Genomic DNA, 17039 nt, shown 5'->3' with positions numbered 1-17039 from the left:
ACGTAGTCCTGTGGATCGCAAGAGTGTGCGCTTGTTAATGCAAACCAGTTGCAGTTGAACAGGAAGACGATGAACTCGAAAAAAACCTGAATTTTATTTTGAAATTATTTCCTGACTGCCGTCATCGAGGGTACGCACGGCCACCGGAAGGATGCTCGGCAGGGCCTTGAGCAACGCATCGGTGTTGTCGGATCTGAATACGCTGGTCAGGCGCAGATTGCCGATTGCCGGGCTGCCAACCTTGAGCGGCTTCTCTCGATAGCGCGAGACTTGCTCGGCAACGTCGGCCAGGCTGGCGTTGTTGAACACCAGTTTGCCGTTGCGCCAGGCGGTCAGCTCGGCCGGATTGACCGTATAGGCTGCCGCGACTTTGCCGTGCGCATCGACGTGGGTGCCGAGGCCGGCAGTGAGGCTGACGAAATCATTGTCCGCGGCAGCGTGCCCCTGAACCTTGACGGTACCCTGCTCCACCACGACCCGGGTCTCGGTGGCGCCACGGCGCACATCGAAACGTGTGCCGGTGACGGTGACCTTGCCGCTGCCGGCATCGACGACGAAGGGCCGCCGGGTGTCATGCTGGACGCTGAACATCGCCTCGCCTTCGGCCAACTCGATGCTGCGACGGTCCTTCTCGAAGCGCACCTGAATGCGACTGCGGCTGTCCAGATCGACCACCGAACCATCGGGCAACGCCACATGACGCCGCTCGCCGAGCGCAGTGGAAAATTCTGCAGTGTACGGCGACGGTCGGTTCAGGCCACTGAACAGTCCCAATCCGAGCGCCACCGCCAGCACACTGGCGGCCACCGCATAGCGCACCATGGGGCGACGCTTGTGGCGCATCGGGGGGTCCTGACACAGCGCTTGCAGGCGCGCGGCAGGCACCAGGTCGGCGGCTTTCCACAGCCCCTGGAGCAATTCGAATTCGTGTCGGTGTTGAGGGTGTTCGTCCAGCCAGGTTTCGAACCGGACCTGCGCTTCGGTATCGACGACGGGGTCCTGCAAACGCACAAACCAACGCGCCGCGTCATCACGAACGGTTGTTTGCCCGCACGCACAAGCACGAGTATCCATCATGGAAGTTCCTGTTTGGCTGGGGATGAACAATGGCCGCCGACCCGCCTTATGCAGGCGCTGTACCTCATGGCTGCTGCCCCTCCAGACGGTCGCGCAGATGCCGCAGCGTGCGGATCATATACTTTTCCACCATGTTCTTGGACAGACCCAGGCGTGCGGCGATTTCAGCCTGGGTCAGGCCTTCGATTTTCTGCCAGACAAACACCTTGCGGCAGTTGATCGGCAGCTCGGTGAGCGCGCGTTCGATGGACTCGGCCAACTGGATCGCATGCATGAAATGCTCCGGGTCGCCGGTCGACGACACACTGAGATCGATCGCCTCTGACTCCATGGCGCCCCGTCGATCCTCACGCCGATAACCGTCAACCGCGATGTTGCGCGCGGTCTGATGCAGGTAGGCCCGAGGTTGTTCCACCGCCGTCGAATCCGATTCAAGCACGCGCACAAAGGTATCGTGGGCCAGATCCTCAGCCTGCTGACGGTTTCTCAGGCGACGGGTCCAGGTGCCAACCAACTCTTCGTAATGCTCGAAAAAGCCGTGTCTGCGGGGCAGCTTGGGGATCATTTCGGTGTGCTGTGGAGACGGGGGCGTGAATAGTAATGCTTCCTATTAACCCATGGCAACGATTTGCGAACTGGCGCCTGCAAAGGCAGGTATCCCAAGCAATTTGGCAGAAATCCGAATGCAGTCGGCGACGGGTTGTAGCAAAGTGCAAGAATGCCAGTCACCGGCTTTTCCCCAGGAATGCACACATGCCCAGCAACCACGCATCGCCCAAAAGATCACCGCTTGCCCGCCTCGCCCTGGCCATTTCCCTGAGCGCCCTCGGCCTGCCTTTCTGGGCCGGCAATGCCCAGGCCCACGGCGGTCAGGCAGAAATGGTTCCCCTGCAAGCGGGTCTGGAAGCGTTTGGTGCCACGGTCAAGTGGGACGATTATTCGAACCTGTTCACCATTGCCAAGGACGGGGTCTACCTCAAGGTCAAGCCCGACAGCAAAGTGGCCATGCTCAACGGCAAGCGTATCGAGCTGACGGTGCCGGTGGTGTTCAAGCACCACACCGCGTTCATGTCCAAGGATTTCATCAACCAGGTGTTCCAGTCCGGCCTGGACAAGACCTTCGTCGTCGAAACCCGCCCCAGCCCGCTCAACCCGTTGAGCGCGGCTGAAATAACCGCGGCAGTGGATATCCTCAAGCAATCGGAACACTACAAACCGGGCTTTCGTTTCACCGAGGTCTCGGTCAAGGAACCGCCGAAGGATCAGGTGTGGAACTTCATCTACACCGGGCAAAACGTCACCCAGCCGCGCCAGGCCTCAATCGTGGTGCTGGACGGCAAACATGTGATCGAAGCGCTGGTGGATTTGGACAGCCAACAACTCAAGTCCTGGAAACCCGTGCAAGGCGCCCACGGCATGCTGTTGCTGGACGATTTCGCCACGGTGCAAACCGCCGTGGAAACCAGCCCGGAATACGCGCAAGCCCTGGCCAAGCGCGGTATCAATGATGTGAAGAAGGTTGTGGCCACACCGCTGACTGTCGGCTACTTCGACGGCAAGGACGGCCTGGCGCAGGACAAGCGCCTGCTGAAAATCGTCAGTTACCTGAATGTCGGTGACGGCAATTACTGGGCGCACCCGATCGAAGGGCTGGTGGCGATTGTCGATCTGGAACAGAAAAAACTGATCAAGATCGAAGACGAAGCCCTGATTCCAGTGCCGCTCAAACCCACGCCTTATGACGGGCGTGGACGCCAGGGCGTGGCGGTCAAGCCGCTGGAAATCATCGAACCCGAAGGCAAGAACTACACCATCAGCGGCAACAGCATTCACTGGCAGAACTGGGATTTCCACGTGCGCCTCGACTCGCGGGTCGGGCCGATCCTGTCCACCGTCACTTATGACGACAAGGGCAAGAAACGCAAAATCATGTACGAAGGTTCGCTGGGCGGGATGATCGTGCCTTACGGCGACCCGGATGTCGGCTGGTACTTCAAGGCCTACCTCGATTCCGGCGAATACGGCATGGGCACCCTGACCTCGCCGATTGCCCGCGGCAAAGACGCCCCGGAAAACGCCGTGTTGCTGGACGCCACCATCGCCGACTACACCGGCGCACCGACCGCGATTCCCCGCGCCATTGCGGTGTTCGAGCGCTACGCCGGGCCAGAGTACAAACACCAGGAAATGGGCCAGCCCAACCTCAGCACCGAGCGTCGTGAACTGGTGGTGCGCTGGATCAGTACCGTGGGTAACTACGACTACATCTTCGACTGGGTCTTCCAGCAGAACGGCACCCTCGGCATCGACGCCGGCGCCACCGGGATCGAAGCGGTCAAGGGTGTGAAGTCCAGGACCATGCACGAAGACACCGCCAAGGAAGACACGCGCTACGGCACCCTGCTCGACCACAATATCGTCGGTACCACGCACCAGCACATCTACAATTTCCGCCTCGATATGGACGTCGACGGCGAGCAGAACTCACTGGTGGAAGTGAACCCGGTGGTGCTGCCCAACGACCGTGGCGGACCGCGCACCAGCACCATGCAGACCGAGACTAAAGTGGTCACCAGCGAACAGCAGGCGGCGCAGAAATTCGACCCGTCGACCGTGCGCCTGCTGACCAACTTCAGCAAGGAAAACAAAGTCGGCAACCCGGTTTCCTATCAGTTGATTCCGTATGCCGGCGGCACGCACCCGGTGGCCAAGGGTGCCAATTTCGGCAAGGACGAATGGCTCTATCACCGCCTGAGTTTCATGGACAAACAACTGTGGGTAACGCAATACAACCCGGAGGAAAAGTACCCGGAAGGCAAATACCCGAACCGCTCGGACAAGGACTCGGGGCTGGGGCAATTCACCCAGGATAACCAGTCCATCGAGAACACCGACGACGTGGTCTGGCTGACCACCGGCACCACCCACATTGCCCGCGCCGAAGAGTGGCCGATCATGCCGACCGAGTGGGTGCATGTGCTGCTCAAGCCGTGGAATTTCTTCGATGAAACGCCGACGTTGAATCTCAATTCACCGAAGTAACCATGCAATGCCCCCTGTAGGAGCTGGCTTGCCAGCTCCTACAGGATTATTCGGTGCTCATGAAAATGCCTCAGGCGTACTGCTTGCGATACTCCCCCGGCGCAATGCCGAAGCGCGACTTGAACGCCGTCGAGAAATAGCTCGAATCAGAAAACCCCCACGAGTAACCCAGCACCGACAACTTCTGATCCTTGCCCGATTGCCGCAGCGATTCGGCGCACAGGTCCAGACGGCGGTTCTTGATGTAGCGCGCGACCACCAGGCCTTTCTTGGCAAACATCCGGTACAGGCCTCGGGTCGACATGCCGACTTCCCGCGCCAGCCATTCCGGGCACAGCTCTTCCGAGCGGATGTGCTGATCGATAACACTCAGGGTCTTGCGGAAGGTGCGCTCGTGCAGGTCCGTGCCATCTTCGGTCTGGCTGATGGCTGGACGCAGCAGGCTGACAATGGCTTCCAGGGTCGCCTCGCTTTCTTGCCGTGTCAGGTGCTGTTGACGCGTAGCATCGAGGATCAGCCGGTGCGACAGCATGGCGATCGGTGACGTCGCGGCAATCCGGTGGCCGCATCTGACCTGATTGAAACGCAGGGTTTGCTCGACCAGCTGATAAGGCAGGATCAGCGACAACTGCCGGGAGTTTTCGCTGTAGGTGAAGTCACTGGGCCGCGAGGCATCGATCAGCGTGATATCGCCAGCGGACAACAGCACCTTATCGTCGCCCTGGGCCATGCCCGCGGTGCCATCGAGCTGGAACACCGCAAAATACTTGCCGCCCTCGCCCTCCGCCACTTGCTGCGGCGTGCGGTAAAGCCGCGCCTGGCACGCATCGACGAAGCTGAGTTTGAGGGCATCGCTACGGTACTCGCGGATCTGCCCGGCAAAGTCGCTGCCCAGGGGTTGTGCGTTGAATGCGCCGCAGATCTGGTTGATCTGATGGATCCACTGATCGAACCCATCCTGGCGCTGTGCGGTTGTAGAAATCATGTCAGGCCTCACGCAGGCTTATTGTTATTGTCTACGCCAATCCACACGACATCGGGATGCTTCAAGTCTCCTGAACCGCACCACTTCCTGAACAATGACGTGCTATTTCAGTCCGCCAAAACGCCGATAAAAGCTTTCACCGACATCCGGCAACGGACCATCGGCCGTTTCCAGTGCGCTGTTGAGCCACTCTTCGGCCTTGGCGTAAATCAAACGGTAAATATTGCGGCACAACTGCCGGGCCGCACGCCCTTCCCAATCGCCGGGCAACAATTCGTCCGGCAGTTGCGGGTCACGCAGCAGCAATTTGCGGTACTCGTGAATAAGCAGGATCCGCGCCAGAAAGCAGTCGGCCGGTTGCAGGTTTTCCTGCTCGCGAAGCGCTTGCCAGAGCGGTCGGAACAACTGGATGAACTCGCTGTAGTGAGTCGCCAGCTCCTCAATGTTCCAGCTCTCGCGCACTTGCAGGCGCAGGGCTTTGGAGGCCAGCACATCCTGGGCGGTGGTCTCGAAGACGATGGTGTCTTCCTGGGCGCCGAGGTCAATCAGGGTCGCGTTGACATCGGCTCGGTCGCTGCGCGGGCAAGCCAGGACCACTGGCGAAATCGCACCAAAACCTTGCCACTCCAGTTCTTCGCGCACTTGTTTGCGCTTGTCCTGGGTCAATTGCGACAGCATCACCAGGCACCAGGAACCATCCCAGGCCGGCATCGTGGTGCTGTAGACCCGCTTGAAGGCCTTGTCGAAACGCCGGCGACCGGTGCCGGTCAGGCTGTAATAGCTACGGCGACCGACTTTCTCGGCCGTCAGCCAGCCTTCCTTGGTCAAACGAAAAATCGAGGTGCGGATCAACCGTTCGTTGATGCCGATCGGCTCGAGCAATTGAATCAGGCTGCCCAGCCACACGGTGCCACCGTGGGGTTCGATGGCATCACCGTACAACGTGATGATCAAGGAACTGGCGCGAATCGGCGTCTGCTCCTGGAAGCGCGTAATCAGATGGTTCAAAGGTGTCAGGGACGACATGGGCGTACCGAGCGAAAAAAGAAAAGGAATATACCGAAAGCCATGGGGTTAAGCCCAATCCCCTTGTAGGAGTTCTGAGTTCATGCGGTATTGCCCTTGGGCCGCAAACCACTGTCACTGATCCGCGGGCGGTCCGGCTCCGGTTCGCTCAAAGGTTCGCAGACCTGCATCTGTTCCAGGCAGCGCTTGGCCAGTTGCTGATACTCACGCGTTCCCGCCTGCTTCCACGTCACTTCCTGATCGCTGAGGGTGCGCTTGACGCTGGCCGGGGCGCCCATGATCAGCGACTGCTCCGGGCATTCGAAACCCGCCTTGACGAACGCCGCCGCCGAAACGAAAGAACGCGGGCCGATCCGGGCGTTGTCCATCACCACCGCATTCATGCCCACCAGCGCATCGGCCCCAATGCGGCAACCATGCAGCACCGCGCCGTGGCCGATGTGGCCGTTGCGTTCAACCACGGTGTCGCTGTCCGGGAAGCCGTGCATCACACAGGTGTCCTGCAGATTGGCGCCTTCCTCCAGCACGATCCGCCCGAAATCGCCGCGCAGGCTGGCCAGCGGACCGACATAGCAATGCGGGCCGATGATCACGTCACCGATCAGCACGGCGGACGGGTGCACATAAGCAGTCGGGTCTACCACCGGGGTCAGGCCATCAAGGCTGTAGCAGGTCATGGAGGCGTCCTTCACAAAGCGATGCAAATAATGATTCATTTTGTATCACATCATTTTTACCAGTACAAAGACTAAAAACCGTATCACTTGAAACCGGCCTTTCCGACGAACGCCTGCACGGCCCTGAATCCAGCACAAAACCCAATAAAATCGGGATAAAACGCACCATCAGTGTCGCTCAATCGGCGATATGCCAAACTCAACATCCGACCAATTAGACACATTAATTCTATTTCAGTATTGCTTTTACGTATCACGTTGTAGCTATACTTGGGCAAAACCGGCCCCTGCGGCCGATCCAATAACGAGCCGGCACCGCGCCGAGCGTGCACCGTGAGGGCATCCGCCATGCCTCTAACCCTTGCCGTCGAGTTGATCGAGCCTGGCGTCCGCCTGATTACCCTGCAGCGCGCGCAAGCATTGAACGCCCTCAACACTCAATTACTGGGTGAACTGGCGGACGAACTGAGCGCCGCCCAGGCCGATCCGGACACCCGCGTCGTCGTGCTCACCGGCAGCCGCAAAGCCTTCGCCGCCGGTGCCGACATCAAGGAAATGGCCGAGCGTGATCTGGTCGGCATCCTCGACGACCCGCGCCAGGCTTCGTGGCAGGCCATCACCCGCTTCAGCAAGCCGCTGATCGCTGCCGTCAACGGCTTCGCCCTCGGCGGTGGCTGCGAGCTGGCGATGCACGCCGACATCATCATTGCCGGCGAAGACGCCCGTTTCGGCCAACCGGAAATCAACCTCGGAATCATGCCTGGCGCCGGTGGCACCCAACGCCTGCTGCGCGCCGTCGGCAAATCCATGGCCATGCAGATGGTCCTGACCGGCGAGCCGATCGACGCCCGTCAGGCCCAGCGTGCCGGGCTGGTCAGCGAAGTCACCCAACCGGAATTGACCGTCGAACGCGCCTTGCACATCGCCCGCACTATCGCCGGCAAAGCCCCACTGGCGGTCCGCCTGGCCAAGGAAGCATTGCTCAAGGCCATGGACACCGACCTGGCCAGCGGCCTGCGTTTCGAGCGCCATGCCTTCACCGTGCTGGCCGGCACCCGCGACCGCAATGAAGGCATCGCCGCTTTCCAGGAAAAACGCCTGCCGACCTTCACCGGCCAGTAATCACCGAATTCGAGATCGCCAAGAGAGCGCCAAGACCATGAACTTCGAACACATCCTGTTTTCCATCGAGGCCGGCGTCGCCCTGCTCAGCCTCAACCGTCCGGAACAGCTCAACAGCTTCAATACGCAGATGCATGGCGAGGTGAAGGAAGCGCTCAAGCAGGTGCGGCAGAACCCGGACGTGCGCGTGTTGCTGCTGACCGGCGAAGGTCGCGGCTTCTGCGCCGGGCAGGATCTGAGCGACCGCAATGTCGCACCGGGCAGCGCCGTGCCGGATCTGGGGGAGTCCATCGAGAAGTTCTACAACCCGTTGATCCGCCAGTTGCGCGACCTGCCGATGCCGGTGATTTGCGCGGTCAACGGCGTGGCCGCCGGGGCCGGCGCTAACATTCCACTGGCCTGCGACCTGGTGCTGGCGGCGCGTTCGGCGAGTTTTATCCAGGCGTTCTGCAAGATCGGGCTGATCCCTGATTCCGGTGGTACCTGGACCCTGCCGCGCCTTGTCGGCATGGCCCGCGCCAAGGCTTTGGCCCTGCTCGGCAATCGCCTGAGCGCCGAGCAGGCCGAGCAATGGGGTTTGATTTATCAGTGTGTGGACGACGCCGAATTGCGCGACGAAGCATTGAAACTGGCCCGCCACCTGGCCACCCAGCCGACCTACGGCCTGGCACTGATCAAGCGCAGCCTGAACGCCAGCCTGAGCAACAGCTTCGACGAACAGCTTGAGCTGGAGCGCGACCTGCAACGTCTGGCCGGGCGCAGCGAGGATTACCGCGAAGGCGTCGGCGCCTTCATGGAAAAACGCACCCCAAGCTTCAAGGGGCGCTGAGTCATGACCGCATTGAACACATCTGCACGCATTGCCGTGATCGGTGCCGGCGCCATGGGCGCGGGCATTGCCCAGGTCGCGGCGCAGGCCGGACATCCGGTGCTGCTGCTGGACAACCGCCCTGGCGCTGCCGCGCAAGCCATTGAAGGCATCGACCGGCAACTCGGCAAGCGGGTCGAGAATGGCAAACTGTCGGCCGAATCGCGCAGTGCAACCATCGCTCGCCTGCACGCGGTGGAAGCCATCGAAGCCCTGGCCGATTGCGAGTTGATCATCGAGGCCATCGTCGAAAACCTTGAGGTCAAGCGCACGCTGTTCCGTCAGCTCGAAGGCATCTGCGGCGAGCATTGCATCCTCGCCAGCAACACCTCGTCGCTGTCGATCACCCGCATTTCCGCGCAGCTTGATCATCCAGAACGTCTGCTGGGCCTGCACTTCTTCAATCCGGCGCCGGTGATGGCACTGGTGGAAATCGTTTCGGGTCTGGCCAGCGATCCGGCACTCGCCGAGTGCCTGTATGACACCGCCAAGGCCTGGGGCAAAAAACCGGTGCACACCCGCTCCACGCCAGGTTTCATCGTTAACCGGGTGGCGCGGCCGTTCTACGCCGAGAGCCTGCGACTGCTTCAGGAAGGCGCGGCAGACTGCCCGACACTGGATGCGTTGATGCGCGAGGCCGGCGGCTTTGCCATGGGCGCGTTCGAGCTGACCGACCTGATCGGCCATGACGTCAACTACGCCGTGACCTGTTCTGTATTCGACGCTTACTACCAGGACACGCGCTTCCTGCCTTCGCTGATCCAGAAAGAACTGGTGGACGGTGGACGCCTGGGGCGTAAAAGCGGTCAGGGTTTCTATAGCTACAGCCCAGATGCGCAACGTCCGCAAGCCGCGCAGATCAGCAGCGAAGCGCAAGTCGACGCTTGTGCTGTCGAAGGCGACCTCGGCATTGCCCAGGGCTTGCTGGTGCGCCTGCGTGAACAAGGCATCGACATTGTTCAGCGTGACGGCCAGGGTTTGCTGCGGGTCGGTGACGCCGTGCTGGCCCTGAGCGACGGACGCATGGCGTGTCAGCGGGCTCGTGAAGACGGGCTGCGCAACCTGATCCTGCTGGACCTGGCGTTCGACTACGGCAAAGCCCGGCGCATCGCCATCAGTCATGCGACGGGCATTGATCCGCTCGCGCTCAAGCAAGGCATCGCCCTGCTGCAACGCGCCGGCCTCAAGGTCAGCCTGCTCAGCGACAGCCCGGCCCTCGCCGTGCTGCGCACCGTGGCAATGCTCGCCAACGAAGCCGCCGATGCGCTGCTGCAAGGCGTGGCCTCGGCCGGCGACATCGACCTGGCCATGCGCGCCGGGGTCAATTACCCGCAAGGCCCGTTGGCCTGGGCCGACGCCGTCGGTCTGCCACACATCCTGAACGTGTTGGAAAACCTGCAAGCCAGCTATGGCGAAGAACGCTATCGGCCGTCGCTGTTGCTGCGCCGTCGCGTCGCCGAAGGGAGAACATTCCATGACTAACCACGAAGCCATGACCCTCGCCAGCGAGTGCGCGCAATCGCTGTTCCAGCGCGACGCCGCGAGCCAGGCCATGGGCATGCGCCTGCTCTCGGCCGGCCCCGGTTGCTCCCGCGTCGGCATGACCGTACGCGCCGACATGCTCCAGGGCCACGGCACCTGCCACGGCGGTTACCTGTTCGCCCTCGCCGATTCGGCATTTGCCTTTGCCTGCAACAGCTACAACGAGGCTACCGTGGCCATCGGTTGCAGCATCGACTATATCGCCCCGGCGCGCTTGGGCGACACGCTGAATGCCGACTGCATCGAGCAGAGCCGTTCGGGTCGCACCGGCAACTACGACGTACGCATCGAAAACCAGCAGGGCCAGTTGATCGCCCTGTTCCATGGCAAATCCTACAAAGTGCGCGGCCCGGTGCTGACGCAGGAGAACCCGAATGAATGACGCCCTGATCATCGACGCAGTCCGGACCCCGATTGGCCGTTACGCCGGTGTCCTGAGCAGCGTGCGCGCCGACGACCTTGGCGCGGTGCCGCTGCGTGAACTGCTGCGCCGTCACCCGCAAGTCGACTGGAACAGCGTCGACGACGTGATCTACGGTTGCGCCAACCAGGCTGGCGAAGACAACCGCAACGTCGCGCGCATGTCGGCGCTGCTGGCCGGTTTGCCGGTCAGCGTGCCGGGCACCACCCTCAATCGCCTGTGCGGCTCGGGGCTGGACGCTATCGGTACCGCCGCCCGGGCAATTCGCAGCGGCGAAACCGGGCTGATGCTGGTCGGTGGCGTTGAGTCGATGTCCCGTGCACCGCTGGTGATGGGCAAGGCCGAGCAGGCGTTTTCCCGTGCGGCCGAGATGTTCGACACCACCATCGGCTGGCGCTTCGTCAATCCGCTGATGAAACAGACCTACGGCATCGATTCCATGCCGGAAACGGCAGAGAATGTCGCCGAACAGTTCAACATCTCCCGCGCCGACCAGGACGCCTTCGCCCTGCGCAGCCAGCAACGCGCCGCTGCCGCCCAGGCCAATGGGCGTCTGGCCAAGGAAATCGTTGCGGTCGAAATCCCGCAGCGCAAAGGCCCGGCCAAAGTGGTCGAGCACGATGAACATCCGCGCGGCGATACCACCCTGGAGCAGCTGGCCAAACTCGGCACGCCATTCCGCGAAGGCGGGAGCATCACCGCCGGCAACGCCTCCGGGGTCAACGACGGTGCCTGCGCGCTGCTGCTGGCCAGCCCGGAAGTCGCCAAGCGCCACGGCCTGATTGCACGTGGTCGGGTGGTGGCGATGGCCACCGCTGGCGTCGAGCCACGCATCATGGGCATCGGCCCGGTGCCGGCCACGCGCAAGGTGCTGGAACTGGCCAACCTCAGCCTGGCGGACATGGACGTGATCGAGCTCAACGAAGCTTTCGCCGCACAAGGTCTGGCGGTGCTGCGCGAACTCGGCCTGAGCGACACCGACCCACGGGTCAATCCCAACGGCGGAGCCATCGCCCTCGGCCACCCGTTGGGTATGAGCGGCGCGCGCCTGGTGACCACCGCTCTGCACGAGCTGGAAGAACGTAACGGCCGCTATGCCCTGTGCACCATGTGCATCGGGGTTGGCCAGGGGATCGCGCTGATCATCGAGCGTCTATCCCACTAAAGAATCACGATTCCCGGGGAGCCGAGAGGTATCCTTGGGGCATGCACTCAAAGCCCCTGAACGTAGGGGCTGGAACACAAAAACAATTCGAGTGAACACATGAACATGCCAATTGCCCAAGCCGTGTTGAACCCTGTGCTGGACCCGCTGGAAACCGCCAGCATCGACGAGCTGCGCCAGCATCAGCTGGAGCGCCTGCGCTGGAGCCTGAACCACGCCTATAACAATGTGCCGCTGTACCGTCAGCGTTTCGATGCGCTGGGCGTGCACCCGGACGACATCAAATCCCTCGACGACCTGGCGAAGTTTCCGTTCACCACCAAGTCCGACCTGCGTGACAACTACCCTTACGGCATGTTTGCCGTGCCGATGCACGACATCGTGCGCCTGCACGCCTCCAGCGGCACCACCGGCAAACCGACCGTGGTCGGCTACACCCAGAACGACATCGACACCTGGGCCAACGTGGTCGCCCGTTCGATCCGCGCGGCCGGTGGCCGTCGTGGCGACAAGGTGCATATTTCCTATGGCTACGGCCTGTTTACCGGCGGCCTCGGCGCGCATTACGGCGCTGAACGCCTGGGTTGCACGGTGATCCCGATGTCCGGTGGCCAGACTGAAAAACAAGTACAACTGATCAAGGATTTCCAGCCGGACATCATCATGGTCACACCGTCGTACATGCTCAACATTGCCGACGAAATCGAGCGCCAAGGCATCGACCCGCACAAACTGGCCCTGCGCCTGGGCATCTTCGGCGCCGAACCGTGGACCGCCGAACTGCGCAACGCCATCGAGGCACGCTTGGGGATAACCGCCCTGGACATCTACGGCCTCTCGGAAATCATGGGCCCGGGCGTCGCCATGGAATGCGCCGAAACCAAGGACGGCCCGACGATCTGGGAAGACCACTTCTACCCGGAAATCATCGACCCGGTCACCGGTGAAGTGCTGCCGGACGGGCAGATGGGCGAACTGGTGTTCACCTCCCTGAGCAAAGAAGCCCTGCCGATGATCCGCTACCGCACCCGCGACCTGACGCGCCTGCTGCCGGGCACCGCACGACCGATGCGCCGCATCGACAAAATCACCGGCCGCAGCGATGACATGCTGATCATCCGCGGGGTCAACGTGTTCCCGACGCAGATCGAAGAACAGGTCTTGAAAGTTAAACAACTTGCCGAGTGCTATGAGATCCATCTGTATCGCAATGGCAACCTGGACAGCGTGGACGTGCATGTCGAGTTGAAAGCTGAGCACCAGCACCTGAGCGATGACCAGCAGAAGGCTGTTTGCGCGGAGCTGAGCAAGCACATCAAGACGTATATCGGCATCAGTTCACGGATCGTTTTGCAGCCGTTTCATTCGATCAAGCGGTCGGAAGGCAAGGCTTGCCACGTGCTGGATAAACGTCCTAAAGCATGACTGCTGCACCCTTTTGAGCCCCGCTTTTGCGGGGCTTTTTTTGTGTTTTTTTGATCCGCGCAGTCCCTGTGGGAGCCGGGTTGCCAGCGATGGCGGCCTGACAGCCGACCGTGTCATTGCTGGTGTACATATCCGTTGCTGTGGTCACGGCCACTTAGGGTTCCGCCCTTACGGCGGGTCACTTGGAAAAGCGCCAAGTAACCAAGCGCTTTTGCCCCTTTCGTTCGGTGCCTCGCTGTGGCTCGGCATGCCCTCGCTCCGGTCCTGCTCCGTGGGCCCGCCGCCATCGGCCATCCATGGCCGGGGGCGGCTAACCCGGCATCCATGCCGGGTTGCCCACTGCGCAGAACCTCCACTCGGCCTCTCGAGGGGGCGAATACCGCCACAGCACCGCGAGGCGGCCTACCAGCCGGCCTGTTTATAGGGTTCGTGCGCATCTCCCCCTCTAGGAGCCGGCTTGCTGGCGATGGCGGCCGTTCAGACGACATCGTTGCGCCTGACATTGCGCTATCGCCAGCAGGCTGGCCCCACAGTTGGATTGGGGCATTTGGTAATGATTGGGTGATTGGCAGGGTGCTATCGCCAGCAAGCCGGCTCCTACAGTAGATCTGAGTACACCCGAGCTCTTCACCACTCAACAGGCCGAGCGTTAGCTCGCCTGCAGCTCTTGATCTTGACCTTGATCCACCCGCCCCCTCGGAAGGCTGAGTGGAGGCGTTCATCCGGGGATTGGCGCGCAGCGCCGTTCGACGCAGTCGAACACATTGCATGTAGGTGCAGCGAAGCAAACCGGAGGGCAATGCCCCCGGATGAATGCCGGAGCGAAGGAACGCCGAGCCTTAGCGAGGGGCCGGACGCTCGGGGCGAGCCTTTTTTTGCTTACTTTTTTTTGGCGTTTGAAAAAAAAGTAAGTCGCCGTAAGGGCGAAACCGCCAGTGGCCGTTACCAAAGAAATGGATATGTACGCCGACCTCCCCCCATTCATCCCAAAGCGATACAAAAAACAATTACGACACGTCATTTTATGTTTGATATTAAATTCTGTATCGCTTATAAAGTTCTCCATGCCCCAGAACAGATTCAAGGCGGGAACTGAAAAATGTACGCACAGCTCGTAGAAACCGGCGTCAAGCGCATCAAGGACCTCTCGGAGATGTCCGAACAGGAACGCGCCTTCCAGGAAAAAATCGATTCAGAAATCAAGATCGAAGCCAAGAACTGGATGCCAGATGCCTACCGCCAGACCCTGATCCGGCAGATCTCCCAGCACGCCCACTCCGAAATCGTCGGCATGCTGCCCGAAGGTAACTGGGTCACCCGCGCGCCATCGCTCAAACGCAAACTGCAACTGATGGCCAAGATTCAGGACGAAGCCGGCCACGGCCTGTACCTGTACAGCGCCATGGAAACCCTGGGCGCCGACCGCGACGAAGAAATCGCCAAGCTGCACAGCGGCAAGGCCAAGTACTCGAGCATCTTCAATTACCCGACGCTGAACTGGGCCGACATGGGCGCGGTGGGCTGGCTGGTCGATGGCGCGGCGATCGTCAACCAGGTGGTGTTGCAGCGCACCTCCTACGGCCCGTATTCGCGGGCGATGATCCGTATCTGCAAGGAAGAGAGCTTCCACCAGCGCCAGGGCTACGAAATCCTCCTGACCATGATGCGCCACGGTACTCAGGCGCAAAAAGACATGGTCCAGGACGCGATCAATCGCCTGTGGTGGCCGTCGCTGATGATGTTTGGCCCAAGCGACGAACACTCGCCCAACAGCGCTCAATCCATGGCCTGGAAAATCAAGCGCCAGAGCAACGACGAACTGCGCCAGCGCTTCATCGACCAGACCATCCCGCAACTGGAACTGCTGGGCTGCACCTGCCCCGATCCGGACCTGAAGTGGAATGCCGAACGCGGCCACTACGACTTCGGCGAAATCCAGTGGAGCGAATTCTACGAAGTGCTCAAGGGCAACGGTCCGTGCAACCAGGAACGCGTCGCCACCCGCCGCAAGGCGATTGAAGACGGTGCCTGGGTGCGTGAAGCCGCCGTCGCCCATGCCCGCAAAAAACAAAACAAGAACGCCGCCTGATCCGGCCACCTGATGTGGAGTAACTGATATGTCCGAGTGGACCCTTTTCGAAGTCTTCGTGCGCAGCAAGCACGGCCTCAACCACAAGCACGTCGGCAGCGTGCATGCCGCCGACACCACCATGGCCATCGAGAATGCGCGCGAGCTCTACACCCGTCGCAGCGAAGGCGTGAGCCTGTGGGTGGTGCCTTCGGCACTGATCACCGCTTCGTCGCCGGACGAAAAAGATCCGTTGTTCGATCCGTCGGACGACAAGGTCTACCGCCACGCCAGCTTCTACGAGCTGCCGGCCGAAGTCGGGCACATGTGAGGTCGACCATGAACAACAAGACCGATCTGATCGAATACCTGCTGCGCCTCGGCGACAGCGCCCTGATCCAGGGCCAGCGCCTGTGCCAATGGTGCGGCAAGGCGCCGGCGCTGGAAGAAGAACTGGCGCTGATGAACGTCGGCCTCGACCTGGTGGGCCAGGCGCGTAACTGGCTGGAATACGCCGCCGAATTGCTGGACGACGGCCGCGACGCCGATCATCTGGCCTTCCGTCGTGACGAGCGTGCCTACCGCAACCTGCTGCTGGTGGAGCAACCCAACGGCGATTTCGCGGTGACCATGCTCAAGCAGTTCCTCTATGACGCCTGGCATCTGCCGGTGCTGCAGGGCCTGAGCCAGTCCAGCGACGAGCGTATCGCCGGGATTGCCGCCAAGGCGGTGAAGGAAGTGACCTATCACCTGCGCCGCTCCGGCGAATGGATCGAGCGTATGGGCGACGGCACCGAGGAAAGCAATCGGCGCATGCTCGCCGCGATTCCCGAGGTCTGGCGCTTCACCGTTGAACTGATCGCTGCCGATGACAGCGAACAGCGACTGTGCGCGGCCGGCATCACCCCGGACATCGCCAGCGTCGCCGCCCAGTGGCAAGCCAAAGTCGAGCAGATCTTCAGCAGCGCCACCCTGCCCGTCCCCGCGACGCCAAGCTATTTCTACCTGAATGCACGCACAGGCCTGCACACCGAACACCTGGGCATTCTGCTGGCCGAAATGCAGTTCCTGCCACGAGCGTACCCCGATGCAACCTGGTGAGCTGATCGCCAGCGACCTCGGCGCCCGGCCGGCTCAGCCGACCGACCTGGCTGCCGCGTGGGCGATCCTGTGCGAAGTCATGGACCCGGAAGTGCCGGTGGTCAGTGTCGTCGACCTCGGCATCGTCCGCGATCTGGATTGGCAGGCCGGTCACCTTCACGTGGTGGTAACGCCGACTTACTCCGGTTGCCCGGCCACCGAAGTGATCGAAAGCGACATCCGCGAAGCCCTGGAACTCGCCGGGTTCAAGGCGCCGCAGCTGGAGCGCAAATTGACCCCGGCCTGGACCACCGACTGGATCAGCGACAGCGGTCGCGAACGCCTGCGCGCCTACGGCATCGCCCCGCCCGAGGGCAGCACCAGCAAGCGCAGCCTGCTCGGTGAAAGCCCGCTGGTTTTATGCCCGCAATGCGGCAGCGCCCACACCGAGGTGCTCAGCGAGTTCGGCTCCACCGCGTGCAAGGCCCTGTACCGCTGCGTCGATTGCCGGGAACCGTTCGACTATTTCAAGTGCATCTGA

General features: G+C 61.5%; 18 protein-coding genes. 12 read left to right on the top strand and 6 right to left on the bottom strand.

Annotated elements, in window-relative coordinates; translation table 11 throughout:
• Window positions 1-93 precede the first annotated feature (93 nt).
• Both M5G20_RS04595 and M5G20_RS04590 read right to left on the bottom strand, forming a co-directional pair.
• The gene (locus tag M5G20_RS04595) at window positions 94-1077 is read right to left on the bottom strand and encodes a FecR family protein (RefSeq protein WP_273918127.1); all 984 of its coding nucleotides are present in this window, start codon (window positions 1075-1077) and stop codon (window positions 94-96) included.
• Window positions 1078-1141: 64 nt separating this feature from the next.
• Entirely contained in the window at window positions 1142-1642 is a 501-nt protein-coding gene (locus M5G20_RS04590) for a sigma-70 family RNA polymerase sigma factor (RefSeq protein WP_273918126.1), read from the bottom strand.
• Between the two features lie 188 nt (window positions 1643-1830).
• Here M5G20_RS04590 and tynA point away from each other — a divergent pair, with 188 nt between their 5' ends.
• Window positions 1831-4119, top strand: a complete 2289-nt coding sequence (tynA, locus tag M5G20_RS04585) for a primary-amine oxidase (protein WP_273918125.1) — start codon at window positions 1831-1833, stop codon at window positions 4117-4119.
• 70 nt (window positions 4120-4189) lie between these two features.
• On the opposite strand, the gene feaR is transcribed toward tynA, so the two are convergent.
• The 4 genes from feaR to M5G20_RS04565 all read right to left on the bottom strand — a co-directional run bounded on the left by feaR (window position 4190) and on the right by M5G20_RS04565 (window position 7157).
• Window positions 4190-5104: a transcriptional regulator FeaR gene (feaR, locus tag M5G20_RS04580; protein WP_273918124.1), complete on the bottom strand. Its 915-nt coding sequence runs from the start codon at window positions 5102-5104 to the stop codon at window positions 4190-4192.
• A 102-nt stretch (window positions 5105-5206) separates the two neighbouring features.
• Window positions 5207-6130 (bottom strand): phenylacetic acid degradation operon negative regulatory protein PaaX, encoded by a 924-nt coding sequence (paaX, locus tag M5G20_RS04575; RefSeq protein WP_273918123.1) that lies wholly within the window; start codon window positions 6128-6130, stop codon window positions 5207-5209.
• An 80-nt stretch (window positions 6131-6210) separates the two neighbouring features.
• Window positions 6211-6807, bottom strand: coding sequence for a phenylacetic acid degradation protein PaaY (gene paaY, locus M5G20_RS04570; RefSeq protein WP_273918122.1), 597 nt, complete (start codon window positions 6805-6807; stop codon window positions 6211-6213).
• Between the two features lie 83 nt (window positions 6808-6890).
• Complete coding sequence (locus M5G20_RS04565) at window positions 6891-7157, bottom strand: hypothetical protein (protein ID WP_273918121.1); 267 nt, start codon at window positions 7155-7157, stop codon at window positions 6891-6893.
• Between M5G20_RS04565 and paaF the strand changes: the two genes are divergently transcribed.
• From paaF to paaD, 11 genes are all read left to right on the top strand, one after another.
• Window positions 7156-7929 carry a 2,3-dehydroadipyl-CoA hydratase PaaF gene (gene paaF / locus M5G20_RS04560; protein ID WP_273918120.1) on the top strand — a complete coding sequence of 258 codons (774 nt, stop codon included), beginning with the start codon at window positions 7156-7158 and terminating at the stop codon, window positions 7927-7929. The two genes, M5G20_RS04565 and paaF, sit on opposite strands and share 2 nt — an antisense overlap.
• Before the next feature lie 37 nt (window positions 7930-7966).
• Complete coding sequence (paaG, locus tag M5G20_RS04555; protein ID WP_273918119.1) at window positions 7967-8758, top strand: 2-(1,2-epoxy-1,2-dihydrophenyl)acetyl-CoA isomerase PaaG; 792 nt, start codon at window positions 7967-7969, stop codon at window positions 8756-8758.
• Between the two features lie 3 nt (window positions 8759-8761).
• Window positions 8762-10279: a 3-hydroxyacyl-CoA dehydrogenase PaaH gene (gene paaH / locus M5G20_RS04550; RefSeq protein WP_273918118.1), complete on the top strand. Its 1518-nt coding sequence runs from the start codon at window positions 8762-8764 to the stop codon at window positions 10277-10279.
• The gene (paaI, locus tag M5G20_RS04545) at window positions 10272-10721 is read left to right on the top strand and encodes a hydroxyphenylacetyl-CoA thioesterase PaaI (RefSeq protein WP_212626960.1); all 450 of its coding nucleotides are present in this window, start codon (window positions 10272-10274) and stop codon (window positions 10719-10721) included. Before paaH ends, paaI begins: the two co-directional genes overlap by 8 nt.
• The gene (gene pcaF, locus M5G20_RS04540) at window positions 10714-11925 is read left to right on the top strand and encodes a 3-oxoadipyl-CoA thiolase (protein WP_273918117.1); all 1212 of its coding nucleotides are present in this window, start codon (window positions 10714-10716) and stop codon (window positions 11923-11925) included. Before paaI ends, pcaF begins: the two co-directional genes overlap by 8 nt.
• A gap of 99 nt (window positions 11926-12024) precedes the next feature.
• Window positions 12025-13350, top strand: a complete 1326-nt coding sequence (paaK, locus tag M5G20_RS04535; RefSeq protein WP_273918116.1) for a phenylacetate--CoA ligase PaaK — start codon at window positions 12025-12027, stop codon at window positions 13348-13350.
• Window positions 13351-14149: 799 nt separating this feature from the next.
• Window positions 14150-14446, top strand: coding sequence for a hypothetical protein (locus tag M5G20_RS04530; RefSeq protein WP_273918115.1), 297 nt, complete (start codon window positions 14150-14152; stop codon window positions 14444-14446).
• Between the two features lie 3 nt (window positions 14447-14449).
• The gene (paaA, locus tag M5G20_RS04525; protein ID WP_075948236.1) at window positions 14450-15439 is read left to right on the top strand and encodes a 1,2-phenylacetyl-CoA epoxidase subunit PaaA; all 990 of its coding nucleotides are present in this window, start codon (window positions 14450-14452) and stop codon (window positions 15437-15439) included.
• A gap of 28 nt (window positions 15440-15467) precedes the next feature.
• Window positions 15468-15749, top strand: a complete 282-nt coding sequence (gene paaB, locus M5G20_RS04520) for a 1,2-phenylacetyl-CoA epoxidase subunit PaaB (protein WP_007943393.1) — start codon at window positions 15468-15470, stop codon at window positions 15747-15749.
• Between the two features lie 8 nt (window positions 15750-15757).
• Window positions 15758-16519, top strand: coding sequence for a 1,2-phenylacetyl-CoA epoxidase subunit PaaC (paaC, locus tag M5G20_RS04515; protein WP_273918114.1), 762 nt, complete (start codon window positions 15758-15760; stop codon window positions 16517-16519).
• The gene (paaD, locus tag M5G20_RS04510) at window positions 16506-17039 is read left to right on the top strand and encodes a 1,2-phenylacetyl-CoA epoxidase subunit PaaD (protein ID WP_273918113.1); all 534 of its coding nucleotides are present in this window, start codon (window positions 16506-16508) and stop codon (window positions 17037-17039) included. The genes paaC and paaD overlap by 14 nt, the downstream gene beginning before the upstream one ends.

The organism is Pseudomonas sp. TNT2022 ID1044 (assembly GCF_028656895.1).
Classification (GTDB): domain Bacteria; phylum Pseudomonadota; class Gammaproteobacteria; order Pseudomonadales; family Pseudomonadaceae; genus Aquipseudomonas; species Aquipseudomonas reinekei.
This window is presented reverse-complemented; position numbering and strand designations above follow the sequence as displayed.

Bases quoted from the DNA above. Each gene is read 5' to 3' on its own strand.
- M5G20_RS04595 (WP_273918127.1), bottom strand. From the start codon at position 1,077: ATGATGGATACTCGTGCTTGTGCGTGCGGGCAAACAACCGTTCGTGAT.
- M5G20_RS04590 (WP_273918126.1), bottom strand. From the start codon at position 1,642: ATGATCCCCAAGCTGCCCCGCAGACACGGCTTTTTCGAGCATTACGAA.
- tynA (WP_273918125.1), top strand. From the start codon at position 1,831: ATGCCCAGCAACCACGCATCGCCCAAAAGATCACCGCTTGCCCGCCTC.
- feaR (WP_273918124.1), bottom strand. From the start codon at position 5,104: ATGATTTCTACAACCGCACAGCGCCAGGATGGGTTCGATCAGTGGATC.
- paaX (WP_273918123.1), bottom strand. From the start codon at position 6,130: ATGTCGTCCCTGACACCTTTGAACCATCTGATTACGCGCTTCCAGGAG.
- paaY (WP_273918122.1), bottom strand. From the start codon at position 6,807: ATGACCTGCTACAGCCTTGATGGCCTGACCCCGGTGGTAGACCCGACT.
- paaF (WP_273918120.1), top strand. From the start codon at position 7,156: ATGCCTCTAACCCTTGCCGTCGAGTTGATCGAGCCTGGCGTCCGCCTG.
- M5G20_RS04565 (WP_273918121.1), bottom strand. From the start codon at position 7,157: ATGGCGGATGCCCTCACGGTGCACGCTCGGCGCGGTGCCGGCTCGTTA.
- paaG (WP_273918119.1), top strand. From the start codon at position 7,967: ATGAACTTCGAACACATCCTGTTTTCCATCGAGGCCGGCGTCGCCCTG.
- paaH (WP_273918118.1), top strand. From the start codon at position 8,762: ATGACCGCATTGAACACATCTGCACGCATTGCCGTGATCGGTGCCGGC.
- paaI (WP_212626960.1), top strand. From the start codon at position 10,272: ATGACTAACCACGAAGCCATGACCCTCGCCAGCGAGTGCGCGCAATCG.
- pcaF (WP_273918117.1), top strand. From the start codon at position 10,714: ATGAATGACGCCCTGATCATCGACGCAGTCCGGACCCCGATTGGCCGT.
- paaK (WP_273918116.1), top strand. From the start codon at position 12,025: ATGAACATGCCAATTGCCCAAGCCGTGTTGAACCCTGTGCTGGACCCG.
- M5G20_RS04530 (WP_273918115.1), top strand. From the start codon at position 14,150: ATGCCCCCGGATGAATGCCGGAGCGAAGGAACGCCGAGCCTTAGCGAG.
- paaA (WP_075948236.1), top strand. From the start codon at position 14,450: ATGTACGCACAGCTCGTAGAAACCGGCGTCAAGCGCATCAAGGACCTC.
- paaB (WP_007943393.1), top strand. From the start codon at position 15,468: ATGTCCGAGTGGACCCTTTTCGAAGTCTTCGTGCGCAGCAAGCACGGC.
- paaC (WP_273918114.1), top strand. From the start codon at position 15,758: ATGAACAACAAGACCGATCTGATCGAATACCTGCTGCGCCTCGGCGAC.
- paaD (WP_273918113.1), top strand. From the start codon at position 16,506: ATGCAACCTGGTGAGCTGATCGCCAGCGACCTCGGCGCCCGGCCGGCT.